The organism is Desulfuromonas sp., from assembly GCA_002869615.1.
Lineage (GTDB): Bacteria > Desulfobacterota > Desulfuromonadia > Desulfuromonadales > UBA2294 > BM707.
The window spans coordinates 40,414-52,428 of record PKUH01000016.1; the positions used below are offsets into that span (position 1 = coordinate 40,414).

At 54.0% G+C, this 12,015-nt stretch carries 11 protein-coding genes and 1 tRNA gene; 11 read left to right on the top strand and 1 reads right to left on the bottom strand.

Going from position 1 to position 12,015, the window contains the following annotated elements:
- Nucleotides 1–43: 43 nt before the first annotated feature.
- The 7 genes from C0623_02900 to C0623_02930 all read left to right on the top strand — a co-directional run bounded on the left by C0623_02900 (nucleotide 44) and on the right by C0623_02930 (nucleotide 6,136).
- Complete coding sequence (locus C0623_02900; protein PLY03001.1) at nucleotides 44–1,087, top strand: 3-oxoacyl-ACP synthase III; 1,044 nt, start codon at nucleotides 44–46, stop codon at nucleotides 1,085–1,087.
- Nucleotides 1,087–1,977, top strand: coding sequence for an alpha/beta hydrolase (locus tag C0623_02905; GenBank protein ID PLY03002.1), 891 nt, complete (start codon nucleotides 1,087–1,089; stop codon nucleotides 1,975–1,977). The genes C0623_02900 and C0623_02905 overlap by 1 nt, the downstream gene beginning before the upstream one ends.
- Nucleotides 1,977–3,641, top strand: a complete 1,665-nt coding sequence (locus C0623_02910; protein ID PLY03003.1) for a peptide synthase — start codon at nucleotides 1,977–1,979, stop codon at nucleotides 3,639–3,641. Before C0623_02905 ends, C0623_02910 begins: the two co-directional genes overlap by 1 nt.
- Nucleotides 3,638–4,636 (top strand): 3-beta hydroxysteroid dehydrogenase, encoded by a 999-nt coding sequence (locus C0623_02915; protein ID PLY03004.1) that lies wholly within the window; start codon nucleotides 3,638–3,640, stop codon nucleotides 4,634–4,636. Before C0623_02910 ends, C0623_02915 begins: the two co-directional genes overlap by 4 nt.
- Before the next feature lie 6 nt (nucleotides 4,637–4,642).
- Nucleotides 4,643–5,341: a hypothetical protein gene (locus tag C0623_02920; protein PLY03005.1), complete on the top strand. Its 699-nt coding sequence runs from the start codon at nucleotides 4,643–4,645 to the stop codon at nucleotides 5,339–5,341.
- 33 nt (nucleotides 5,342–5,374) lie between these two features.
- A complete protein-coding gene (locus tag C0623_02925) occupies nucleotides 5,375–5,860 on the top strand; it encodes a tRNA adenosine(34) deaminase TadA (protein PLY03006.1) in 486 nt (161 codons plus the stop codon).
- Between the two features lie 188 nt (nucleotides 5,861–6,048).
- Nucleotides 6,049–6,136: transfer RNA gene (locus C0623_02930), tRNA-Ser, on the top strand.
- A gap of 106 nt (nucleotides 6,137–6,242) precedes the next feature.
- On the opposite strand, the gene C0623_02935 is transcribed toward C0623_02930, so the two are convergent.
- On the bottom strand, nucleotides 6,243–7,733 hold the full coding sequence (locus C0623_02935) for a cell filamentation protein Fic (protein PLY03007.1): 1,491 nt from the start codon (nucleotides 7,731–7,733) through the stop codon (nucleotides 6,243–6,245).
- Nucleotides 7,734–8,337: 604 nt separating this feature from the next.
- Between C0623_02935 and C0623_02940 the strand changes: the two genes are divergently transcribed.
- The 4 genes from C0623_02940 (at nucleotide 8,338) to C0623_02955 (ending at nucleotide 11,923) form a co-directional block, all read left to right on the top strand.
- On the top strand, nucleotides 8,338–8,799 hold the full coding sequence (locus C0623_02940; GenBank protein ID PLY03008.1) for a hypothetical protein: 462 nt from the start codon (nucleotides 8,338–8,340) through the stop codon (nucleotides 8,797–8,799).
- A 168-nt stretch (nucleotides 8,800–8,967) separates the two neighbouring features.
- Complete coding sequence (locus C0623_02945; GenBank protein ID PLY03009.1) at nucleotides 8,968–10,449, top strand: DNA methylase; 1,482 nt, start codon at nucleotides 8,968–8,970, stop codon at nucleotides 10,447–10,449.
- Nucleotides 10,449–11,471 carry a DNA-binding protein gene (locus C0623_02950; protein ID PLY03010.1) on the top strand — a complete coding sequence of 341 codons (1,023 nt, stop codon included), beginning with the start codon at nucleotides 10,449–10,451 and terminating at the stop codon, nucleotides 11,469–11,471. Before C0623_02945 ends, C0623_02950 begins: the two co-directional genes overlap by 1 nt.
- Nucleotides 11,471–11,923 carry a type II toxin-antitoxin system death-on-curing family toxin gene (locus C0623_02955; GenBank protein PLY03011.1) on the top strand — a complete coding sequence of 151 codons (453 nt, stop codon included), beginning with the start codon at nucleotides 11,471–11,473 and terminating at the stop codon, nucleotides 11,921–11,923. Before C0623_02950 ends, C0623_02955 begins: the two co-directional genes overlap by 1 nt.
- Nucleotides 11,924–12,015 lie beyond the last annotated feature (92 nt).

Genomic DNA, 12,015 nt, shown 5'->3' on the forward strand with positions numbered 1-12,015 from the left:
GGTTGTGTACCTACAGATATTAACAGCTGCGATGGTGGTGTGAATGAAGTACTCACGTGTCTATGTTGAATCGGTCGGTTATGAACTGGCACCGATTGTCGTAACCTCGACCGAGCTCGAAAACCGGTTGAAGCCGATGTATGAGACCTTGCATATTTCGCTCGGTCAGCTTGAAGCCTTGACCGGCATTCGCGAGCGGCGCTGGTGGCAGCCTAACGCTCTGATCTCGGAAGGGGCGATTGACGCCGCCAAAAAGGCGTTGCGTGAGCGCAATATTGCCCCGGAGGATATCGGGGCCGTTGTTTATGCCGGCGTCTGTCGTGAGCATTTCGAGCCGGCGACCGCCTGTCAGGTGGCGGCAGCGCTGGGGGTGCGGGGCGACGCCGCCATCTACGATACGTCCAATGCCTGCCTCGGAGTCCTCAACGGAGTCCTCGATATCGCCAATCGCATTGAGTTGGGCCAGATTCGGGCCGGCCTGGTCGTTGCCTGCGAGAGCTCCCGGGAGATCAACGAGATCATGATTCAGCAGATGCTCGATACCCCGACCATGGAGAACTTCACCAAATCGCTGGCGACATTGACCGGCGGCTCCGGCGCGGCGGCAGTCCTGCTTACCGACGGGTCTTTTACTCCGGCCCGGCGACCACGCCTGCTCGGCGGGGTCAACCTGGCCGAGCCGCAGCACCACGCCCTCTGCCGCTGGGGGGTCTCGTCCGACGATCCGGAAAATCATGTTCCCTATATGCAGACCGATGCGGTCGCCGTGATGAAGCATGGGGTGGAACTCGGGAAAAAGACCTGGGACGCTTTTCTCAAGGAACTCGATCTCAGCACGGAGCGGGTTGACAAGGTGATCTGTCACCAGGTCGGTGAGGCGCACCAGGCCCTGATTCTGCAGGCCATCGGGATCAGCCCGGAAAAGGATTTTTCGACCTACGGCTATCTCGGCAATATGGGCACGGTCTCCCTGCCGGTGACCGCGGCCATTGCCAAGGAGCGTGACAACCTGTTGCCGGGCGATATCGTCGGTTTCCTCGGCATCGGCAGTGGTCTGAATTGTCTGATGTTGGGTATCCAGTGGTAATGAGTAGACCCTATCCTTTTGCCAGTCATTTTCTCGACCTGAACGGTCTGCAATACCATTATCTCGATGAGGGTCAGGGTGACCCGGTGGTGATGGTGCATGGTAATCCGAGCTGGTCGTTCTATTACCGCAATCTGGTCGATGCCCTGCGACAGAAGTACCGCGTCATCGTACCTGACCATATCGGCTGCGGTCTGTCGCAGAAGCCGGCTGTTGCCGATTATGCCTATACCCTGGAACAGCGGATCGACGACCTTGAAGCGCTGCTTGCGCATCTCGGAGTCGACCAGAGGATTACCCTGGTGGTGCATGACTGGGGCGGGATGATCGGTATGGGTTACGCCACGCGGCACCCTGAGCAGATTGCCCGCCTGGTCATTCTCAATACCGCCGCATTCCACCTGCCGGCCGCTAAAAAGTTTCCGCCGGCGTTGAAAATCTGTCGCGATACCGCGCTCGGCAGATTTCTGGTCCTGCGGCTGAACATGTTTGCCGTCATGGCGGCGCGGGTCGGCTGCAAGCGCAATCCGATGCCGAAAGCTTTGCGGCAAGCCTATTGTGCGCCGTACGATACGCCGGCCAATCGCATCGCCACCCTGCAGTTTGTTCGGGATATCCCCCTGGCGCCGGCCGACCCCGGTTATGCTCTGGTCAGCACTATCGGAGCGGGCCTGGAGCGGTTCGCCGCAGTGCCGATGACGATCTGTTGGGGACTCAGGGATTTCGTGTTCGACCGGCACTTTCTCGAGGAATGGCAGCGCCGTTTTCCGCTGGCCGAAGTGCACACGTTTGCCGATTGCGGCCACTACATTCTCGAGGATGCCAAGGACGAAGTCATTCCGCTGATCGAACGGTTCCTGGAGGAACACCCATTGACCAAGAGGGCATGATGAGCCAGTCCGTTTTTGCCAATGTTGCAGCCCATCTTCCGGAGATGGCCCGTCTCCAGCCGGACTCCCCGGCGATCCATATCCCGCAGGGTTGTGACGCGCAACAGCAAACCGTCTACCGCCAATACAGTTTTTCCGAGCTCGACCGGGAAAGTAACCGGATGGCACAGGCGCTTGAGTCGATCGGCATCCGGCGCGGTGTGCGCACGGTTCTGATGGTGCCGCCCGGGTTCGAGTTCTTTGCTCTGACCTTCGCGCTGTTCAAGACCGGCGCCGTCCCGGTGCTGGTTGATCCGGGGATGGGGATCAAGAATCTGAAAACCTGTCTGGCCGAGGCTGAACCCGCCGCCTTTATCGGTATCCCCAAAGCGCACCTGGCCCGCTTGTTGTTCGGCTGGGGCCGGCCGACCGTCCGGATTCTGCTGACTGTCGGTCGGCGTTTTTGGGGAGGGACGACCCTGGAAAAGTTGCTGCAGACCGTTGCCCCCGACCAGCCCTATCAGACCGTTGAGACCGAAACCGATGATACGGCGGCAATCCTGTTCACCAGTGGCAGTACCGGTGTGCCGAAAGGGGCCCTGTACAGTCATGGCAATTTCTCGGCCCAGGTCGAAACCCTGCGCCGGGTTTACGATATCCGGCCGGGCGAAGTTGATTTGCCGACCTTTCCGCTTTTTGCCCTTTTTGCGCCGGCGCTCGGCATGACCTCGGTGGTTCCGGAGATGGATTTTACCCGCCCGGCCGACGTTGATCCGGTCCGGATCGTCGCCGCCATCGAGCGCTTTCAGATTACCACCATGTTCGGCTCTCCGGCTCTGATTAACCGGGTCGGCCGCCATGGTGCAGCGCAAAAGATCAAACTGCCAAGCCTGAAGCGGGCCATCTCGGCCGGGGCGCCGGTCCCGGCGCCGGTGCTGGAGCGGTTTGCCGGGATGCTGTCCGACGAGGCCGAGGTTTTTACTCCGTACGGTGCCACCGAGGCCCTGCCGGTCTGCTCGATCGGCAGCCGGGAAATCCTCGGGGAAACGCGCGCGGCGACCGATCGGGGACAGGGGGTCTGTGTCGGCCGGCCGGTTCCGGGCCTGGAGCTGGAAATCATTGCGATCACCGATGCACCGATTGCCGAGTGGGATGCCGCCCTCAAGCTCGGCACCGGTGAGATCGGTGAGATCATCGTCAAGGGACCGCAGGTGACGCGCAGTTATTACAACCGGGCCGAATCGACCCGTCTTGCCAAAATCGCCGACCCCGAAGATGGCGGCGTTTATCATCGAATGGGCGATCTCGGATACCGCGACGGGCAGGGCCGGATCTGGTTTTGCGGGCGCAAGGCGCACCGGGTGGTGACCGCCGACCAGACCCTGTTTACGATTCCGTGCGAAGCGATTTTCAATACCCACCAGGCCGTCTTCCGCTCGGCTCTGGTCGGTGTCGGGCCGGCGCCGCCGCAGCGCCCGGTCCTCTGCGTCGAACTCGAGAAAGAGACCGGGGCTGTCGCCTCCGAAGAGCTGCGCCAGGAGCTGCTCCGCCTCGGCGCCGGGCAGGAACTCACCCGCTCGATCAAAACCATCCTGTTTCACCCCTCATTCCCGGTCGATATTCGACACAATGCCAAGATCTTCCGCGAAAAGCTGGCGATCTGGGCGACGGAGCAGCTGTCATGAAGGCATTGGTCACCGGCGGCGGCGGATTCCTCGGCAAGGCGGTTGTCCAGCTGCTGTGCCAGCGGGGTGATGAAGTTCGCTCTTTCTCCCGCCATCAACATCCGGCCCTGACGGACCTGGGGATTGAGCATTGTCGGGGGGATTTGAATGATGCCGATGCGGTCAGTCGTGCCGTTGCCGGATGTGATATCGTTTTTCATGTGGCGGCCAAGGCGGGTGTCTGGGGGCCGTATCAGGAGTATTACCAGGCGAACGTGGTCGGCACCCGCAACGTCATTGCCGCCTGTCGCCAGCATGGCATCGAGCGTCTGGTTTACACCAGCTCACCGAGTGTCGTGTTTGATGGCAGCGATATGGAGGGGGTCGACGAATCGGTGCCTTACCCGGAACATTTCGAGGCCTTTTATCCGCAGACCAAGGCGGAAGCCGAACAACTGGTGCTGCAGGCCAACGATGCGCAGCTGGCAACGGTCGCCTTACGGCCGCATCTGATCTGGGGGCCGGACGATAATCACCTGGTCCCGCGGATTCTCGAGCGCGGGCGCAAGGGGGCTTTGCGCAAGCTCGGCCGGCGCCCTTGCCTCGCTGACACCATTTACATCGACAATGCCGCCCAGGCCCATCTGCAGGCGTCTGATCATCTCAAGATCGGCTCTGCCGTTGCCGGACAGGTTTATTTCCTGGCCCAGGGGGAGCCGCTGCCGATCTGGGACATCGTCAATCGCATTCTCGACGCCGGCGGTATCCCGCCGGTGACCCGTACGATCTCTCCCGTTTTCGCCTATGGAATCGGCGCCATCCTCGAAGTGATCTATCGCCTGTTCCGGCTGCCGGGGGAGCCGCGCATGACCCGTTTTGTCGCCCGTGAATTGTCGACCGCACACTGGTTTAATCTCGATGCGGCGCGGCGTGATTTCGGTTTCCGGCCGGCCGTCTCCTTCGATGAGGGGATCGAGCGTTTACGCCAGTGGTTGGCTGCCAACCGTTCCGGATGAGGCACTATGTCCGCTGTCACACTTTCTCCCTGGCAGACCCCGCCCGATCGGCCGGAGCTTGATCGGCGACAGGTTCATCTCTGGCGCTTTCGGCTGACCCTTGCCGGCGCCGAGCGAACCCGGCTGAAATCGTTGCTGAGTGCGGCTGAACTGGCGCGGGCCGACCGGCTCCTCGATGCGGCCAAGGCGGATCAGTTTATTGTGGCCCGTATCCGGCTGCGGCAGATCCTCGGCCGTTACCTCGATCTGCCTCCTGCGGAGATTCTGTTTGATTACGGCAAGCACGGAAAGCCCGGGTTGGCGGCCGGGATCACGGCTGAACTTGAGTTCAACCTGGCCCACGCCGGCAGTCGGGGACTGCTGGCCGTCAGTGCCGCAGCTGCTCTCGGTGTCGATATCGAATGGATCGATCCGCAGCTTGAATACGGGAAGATTGCGGCGCAGTTTTTCACTCCGGACGAAGTCGAAGCCTTGAAACTGACCGCCGCCGGCCGGCAGCGGCGCGCCTTCTATCGCACCTGGACCCGGAAAGAAGCCTGGTTGAAGGGACAGGGTGGTGGTTTTTCGTCGCCGCAGTTTCAGCAGCCGGGAGCTGGCTGGTCGATCAGGTCATTTACGGTCGGTCGGGATTACCTTGGCGCGGTGGCCTGTGCCGGTTCGCCGTCCGGAATTCTGCGTTGGGATTTCGACTGGCCGCAAACATAGGTCATGCTTCAATCAGATGGATCGGAAGTGACGATGAGTTTGCCTGAACAAGATAAAAGATTTATGAAAGAGGCCCTGGTCGAGGCGAGCAAGGCACAGGGCAAGGATGAAGTACCGATCGGTGCGGTGCTCGTGCACGCCGGCGAGATTATCGGGCGCGGGCACAACCTGCGCGAAACTTCGAATGACCCGACCACCCACGCCGAGATGGTCGCTATCCGCGAGGCGGCCGAAAGACTTGATTCCTGGCGCCTGCTCGAAACAACCCTCTACGTGACCCTCGAGCCCTGCGTGATGTGCATGGGGGCGATCATCCTGGCCCGGATTCCCCGCCTCGTTTACGCCTGCCGTGACCCGCGGGCCGGCGCCGTCGGTTCGATCTACGACTTATCGTCTGACCGACGCTTCAATCATGCGGTCGATGTCACCGAAGGGGTGCTGGCTGAAGAGTGCAGCGAAATGCTCAGCGGTTTTTTTCGTCAACTTAGGGCTGGAAAAAAATCGCAAAAAGATTTATAACAGAGACCCTTCCTGTAAAATTGTTTTGCTAGGGAGAAATCAATACACCCAGTTAGAAAGAGCGAAAATTTTTATATTGAACAAGGAAGGTGAGTGAGAGCGCGCGAGGCATAGCATGATGTCTATGTCGAGTGGGGTCGATCGAGTCTGACGCCGTGCAACATAAAAAGGTTCGCTCTCATAGATTGGGAGGGGTGTCCGAGAGGCCGAAGGTGACAGACTCGAAATCTGTTGTGGCGCAAGCCACCGGGAGTTCGAATCTCCCCCCCTCCGCCATTAAAATCAGGTGCTTACGGGGTTTTTCCGGAAGAGTTTCCTGGGAAGAGCCATCTGGAGATATCCAGGTGGCTCTTTTTTTTTGTGATTTGAACGAATATTGATTTCAACCCTCTCGGTAAAGGCTGAGGCGCTTTCCTCTTTCATCAGCCTCGTTCGGATCTAAAAACGCATTTGTTGCGGTCAGTTGTCGTTTCGCCTCTTCAAAATCTTCCCAGTCTATGCTCCGCGTGTATTTTTGTGCAAAATCCAGGGTTCGGATGAGTGGCTCGGTCAGGTTGTTATGTGTCAATGCTTTCAGGGCAGCTAAATAGTTATTCCTATAAACCGTTGGAATAATGATTTTTTGCTCGTCTGTGGCGAAAAGCTCTGCGTTCATCATGATCCGTGCTACTCGTCCATTTCCGTCTGTGAACGGGTGGACTTCACTTATCAAAAACATCATGAAAATAGATCGATAAAGAGGCGGGCCCAGGGATTGATAAATCTCAAATCCTTTTTCCAGGGTTCCTTCGACTAATTCAGGAGCTACAAACAGGCTGCTTCCGGCCTGATTGTTTTTTTCTTTGAAAGAGCCGGGGTTCTTGTCCGGGCGCAGTTCCATTAAAACAGCGTGTCTGGATCTTGTTAATTCTTTTAATTCTTTGAAGCTGTCCGGTAGTCTTGCCATTTCCGAACCATCAGAGACAATTCTAAATGTTCCTAAAACATCATGAGCGTCTTCAGGTCTGTCCATGGGGATACGACCGTTAAAAACGATCTCTACAGCTTCTTCAATTTCGAATGTTGTTCCCTCAATGAAATTTGAAAAATATGCCTCAAAGAAAGCTAAATTTGTTTTGGCTCCAGGGGAAGTTTCCCGGGCGCTCCTATGAACCGGGGCAGTTGCTCTTAAACTCTCAAAAAGGTTTAGAAATTTCTCTACTCGATCAGGGTCGTAAGGCGTTCCAGCTTTGCGTGCTTTGCCAGCATCGCTTTGTAGTTCAGCATCCCGCGTCCCTAGCAAAGAGCCAATCAGCTCGTCGAGTTGTTTGTATTCCTTTTCTGCGCCGATTTTTCCAGCCAAGTCCCTGGCTTCATCCCTAATACTATTAAGGGCATTTTCTCCACGCTGTCTTAAAAACTTCTCTAAACGCTCATCCATTTCCTTTCGAGAAAGTGTTCTTGGCACACTTCCTTTTCGTGCCCGAGAAAGATGCATGTTTTCCAGATACGCTCTTGCGAAAGATGATAAATGGCATCCTCCCAAGAATGGGCTGTCAGATTCAAGTGCACCTACACCAGGTCTGGGTTTAAATGTGATGCCGGGAAGGATGGTTTCTCTTTTTTTGGAGGAAATGATAAAAACCGATCCATCTGTTGCAGGTTTGTTTTCAATTGCCGTGCGGTCAGCAATCAATGCATCTGGGTAGTAGTCTTTCAAAAGGAAATACCAGTTTCTTCTTACGATATCTTCAGGGGGAGATGTCAGGTTTTTTGTGTAAAGGCGAGAGCCGATCTTCCTGAGCCTTCCGGCTTTAACAGCTTGATTGACCAATGCCGATATCTTGCTATTGGAGACAAAAATTTCTGGCTGATTATCTAAAAAATTGGACATAAGGACTCCTTTTAAGATCACTATATTAAACAATTGGGCCTTATGGAAGTCTTTGTTTTAATTTTTGGCGTTTAAGGTTAGCTTTGGTCGGGGTGGTTTCATCCAAAAAATGAGAGATAAGAGTCCATTTGTTTTTGTTTTTTTATATTTTTTGGGGTTTAGGGATGGAATCCTTTAAACTTTTGATTGTTAAGAGCGGTTCTGGGTCTTGTGAGTAGGGATATCCGCTCTAGTCGCAGAAATAGATGATGATAAATGGGACCACCCCGTATTTGAACATACGGGGTGGTCAAAACTATGGTGTCGTTCCGTTACGAATAGTGGTGACCATCAATCACGAGGGCGCTTCCAGTTCCAGAAATCCTCGCCGGAGTATGCCTTGATGCCCACAAGATCATTTTCCAGCCCGAATGACAAAAAGAGTGCGAAGGGGAGTGGCGAGTCGCTTGAGGTGGTGGCTCAACGTCGTCTGGGGGCATCTCAATATTCCGTTCAGCTAGCGGGGCGGGGTTTTCTGAACAGTTTATTGATTCTTGCATGGCAATAAATTCCTTTCTGTGGCATGTTTCAAAAGTGATAATATATAGTAAGGAGATTTTCACTTATGAAATCTGGGAAGTCAAATAAGAGAATCGAACGGAAGCTTTTTGACAAAGAGTCTTTTGCGGCGCGGTTTAAAAAGTTGAGGACTGATCGAAACCAAAAACAGTCAGATTATGCAGCAGCTATTAACACAAGTGTCGCGTCTGTCTCACGGATGGAGCAGGTGGTTGCTGCGCCGGATGCAGAAACTCTATTGTGGCTAAACGACAAATATGAACGAGATATTTACTGGCTGCTAACAGGCAAAAGGCAGGGTGGCCAGTCTAATGATTCTGAAAGCGAAGGGGTGGTGCGTGATCAGAATATTTACAATCTATTAAAAATACAACGTGAGGGTATTCAGCAAATCGTGGATGTCGCTTCGGAGAAAAAGGGTCGAGAGAGCAAGAGAGTCAAGTTGTTACGTGATAAGCTAGCTTACCTGGATGTCCTGCTTGAGGTCGGACATGATCCAGACAAGTGATTGCTTTTGATTTTTTGCTGAAAAACCTGTATTTTTAGCATGTTTTGCTTTTGCTTAGGGAGTGGTGATGTATTTGATTTGGGGGCCCTGTAAATCGTAATATTCCGCTGAAATCGGTCAATTCCGGTTCGGCGGTTTTTTATTTTGGACTTGATTGGGTAGATAGGAATGTCGTCAAAGAAACTAACACTGTCACAACTTGAACAATATTTGTCGAAGGCCGCTTGGATTCTCAAGGGGCCGGTCGATGCTTCCGACTTCAAGGTCTATATCTTCCCGCTACTATTCTTCAAGCGGATCTCCGATGTCTACGATGAAGAGTATCGACTTGCACTTGAGGAGTCCGGCGGTGATGTCGAATACGCTTCTCTTCCCGAAATGCATCGTTTCGAGATCCCAGAGAGGTGTCACTGGAAAGATGTGCGGGAGCAAACCGTCAACGTCGGTCAGGCGATTGAGCACGCATTGCGTGGCATTGAGCAGGCCAATCAGGAATATCTCTACGGAATCTTCGGTGACGCGCAGTGGAGCAACAAGAACAAACTCTCGGATCGGTTACTGATCGATCTGATTGAACACTTCTCGCAATACACGCTGGGTAACGAGAATGTCGACCCCGATATGCTTGGGAACGCCTACGAGTACCTCATCAAGCATTTCGCCGACTTGACCAATAAGAAGGCGGGTGAGTTCTACACACCGCGCTCGGTCGTTCACCTGCTCGGCCTGATTCTCGATCCGCATGAAGGTGAAACGATTTATGACCCGGCGTGCGGCACCGGCGGCATGCTGCTGGAGAGTGTCGACCACCTCAAGGACAACAAAGAGGACTACCGGACGCTCAAGCTGTTCGGCCAGGAGAAGAACCTGACCTCCAGCGCCATTGCCAGGATGAATATGTTCCTCCATGGCATCGAGGACTTTCAGATTGTTCGTGGCGATACCCTGCGCGACCCGGCCTTCTTTGAAGCGGACGGTCTGAAGACCTTCGATTGTGTCATTGCCAATCCGCCGTTCTCACTGAAAAACTGGGGAGCAGGTCACTGGGCGAATGATCCCTATGGTCGGAACATTGCCGGTGTGCCTCCCCAGGGGAATGGCGACATGGCCTGGGTGCAACACATGGTTAAGTCGATGAACAGTACGGGCCGGATGGCGGTCGTTTTGCCGCACGGAGCGCTGTTCCGCAAGGGAGCCGAAGGAAAGATCAGGCAAGCGCTGCTGGAGATGGATCTGCTGGAAGCAGTCATCGGTCTGGGACCGAACGTCTTCTACGGAACTCAGCTTGCCGCCTGCGTCATGGTCTTCAAGCAAAACAAGGAGCCGGAGAAGAAGCAGAAGGTTCTCTTCATCGATGCTTCAGAGCAGATCCGAGTGGGACGGGCGCAGAACTATCTCGAACCGGAGCACGTGCAGCAGATCTTCACTTGGTACCGGAACTACGCTGATGTTGAGAATTACGTCAAGGTCGCCAGCAGGGATGACCTGAAGGAGAACGACTTCAATCTCAATATCCCGCTTTACGTTGAGAAGATTATCGAGGATGACCTACCGAGTGTCGAAGATGCCATGGCTGATCTGAAGCGGGCATGGCAGGAAAGCCTAGCGGCGGAAGAGAAGTTCAAAAAAGTGCTTGAGAGGTTTATGTGATGAGCAAAAAAGATTTAACTGTATCGGCTGTAGACCGGCAGAATATTCTCAACAACCCTTACGCTCTTCAAGAAATTGAAAAAGCCGCGCATATCAAGGGAATTCCTTTTGAGGGCCGATCCGTTGTGCTCAAGGAACAGGTGGCGGAATTCTTTGAGGTTACGTCGCGTACAATCGATAATTACATCGAGAAAAATGGGGAAGAACTGCGCCAAAACGGTTATGAGGTTTTGCGCGGTAAGCGCTTGAAAGAACTGAAGTTATCCATTTCAGAACATTTTGGTGGCGAAATAGATTTCGTTACCAAAACGACTGTGCTGGGCGTATTTGATTTTAGGGCGTTTTTAAATCTGGCGATGCTGATGACGGAGAGTGAGCAGGCGCGTTTGATGCGCCAGGCAATTTTAGACATAGTCCTCGACACCATCAACCAGCGCACCGGCGGTGGAACCAAGTATATCAACCAGCGCGATGAAGAATTTCTGGTCTCCTATTTTGAAGAGGAAAACTACCGCAAGGAATTTACCGATGCCCTGCGCGACTGCGTCGATATGGGCAATTTCAAATATCCGCGCTACACGGATAAGATTTATGTAAGCATCTTCAACGAAAACGCACAGGAATATCGAAAGATACTTCGACTGCACGAAAAAGAAAAAGTACGCGATACCTTCTATTCAGAGATTCTCGATCTGGTGTCATCTTACGAATATGGATTCGGACAGGAAATTCGCGCTGCGTTCGAAAAGAAAGGTCGCAAACTGAGTTCATGGGAAGTGGATGCTTTGTTTGATGCGTTTGAGAAGCTGCCGCTTTGGAGGCCGATGGTTGAAAAAGCCCGCAATAAGATGGCCAGCCGGGACCTCGCCTTTCGGGATGCTCTGCACCATCAATTAAAGGAATATATAACCCCCGTTCAGCGAGAAGAGTTTGAACGATTCCTTGGAGAAAAGAGTAAGGAACTTGCCGAACGGCTAGAAGATGCAAAGGATGTGATGAAACGCTTGAAGGAGCGCTCGTAGTGCCTGAACTGGTTTACATTACGCTGGACCAAGCCATTGAAATCCACCGCAAAACAGTGGAGGTGAGTGGTGGCGGCGCCCTGGGTGCTTTGAATCTGGGACAACTAGAAAGCGTTTTGGAAAACATTCAAAATGACCTCTATTACCCGACCTTCGAAGACAAGCTGACGCACCTGTTTTTCAGTGCGAATAAATTTCACTGTTTTGAAGATGGAAACAAGCGTATCGCGTTATCGCTGGGCGCCCAGTTTCTGTTGCTGAACGGTTATGTGTTTGTTGCCACACGATTCATGCGCGAGATGGAAAACATCAGCTACCATGTTGCGGCGGGCCGGATCTCCAAAGAGCTACTGAGAACAATTCTGGATGAAGTGCTCAACGAGGCAGAACTAAGTGAGGCTACGAAACTCGCTATTTTCAACGCGCTCACCGCTGGAGAAGACGCGGAATGACACAACAAGAACTCGAAAAATACCTCTGGGGTGCAGCCACGGCTTTGCGCGGCACGATCGATGCCGGGGACTACAAGCAGTACATCTTCCCG

Bases quoted from the DNA above. Each gene is read 5' to 3' on its own strand.
- C0623_02900 (PLY03001.1), top strand. From the start codon at position 44: ATGAAGTACTCACGTGTCTATGTTGAATCGGTCGGTTATGAACTGGCA.
- C0623_02905 (PLY03002.1), top strand. From the start codon at position 1,087: ATGAGTAGACCCTATCCTTTTGCCAGTCATTTTCTCGACCTGAACGGT.
- C0623_02910 (PLY03003.1), top strand. From the start codon at position 1,977: ATGAGCCAGTCCGTTTTTGCCAATGTTGCAGCCCATCTTCCGGAGATG.
- C0623_02915 (PLY03004.1), top strand. From the start codon at position 3,638: ATGAAGGCATTGGTCACCGGCGGCGGCGGATTCCTCGGCAAGGCGGTT.
- C0623_02920 (PLY03005.1), top strand. From the start codon at position 4,643: ATGTCCGCTGTCACACTTTCTCCCTGGCAGACCCCGCCCGATCGGCCG.
- C0623_02925 (PLY03006.1), top strand. From the start codon at position 5,375: ATGAGTTTGCCTGAACAAGATAAAAGATTTATGAAAGAGGCCCTGGTC.
- C0623_02935 (PLY03007.1), bottom strand. From the start codon at position 7,733: ATGTCCAATTTTTTAGATAATCAGCCAGAAATTTTTGTCTCCAATAGC.
- C0623_02940 (PLY03008.1), top strand. From the start codon at position 8,338: ATGAAATCTGGGAAGTCAAATAAGAGAATCGAACGGAAGCTTTTTGAC.
- C0623_02945 (PLY03009.1), top strand. From the start codon at position 8,968: ATGTCGTCAAAGAAACTAACACTGTCACAACTTGAACAATATTTGTCG.
- C0623_02950 (PLY03010.1), top strand. From the start codon at position 10,449: ATGAGCAAAAAAGATTTAACTGTATCGGCTGTAGACCGGCAGAATATT.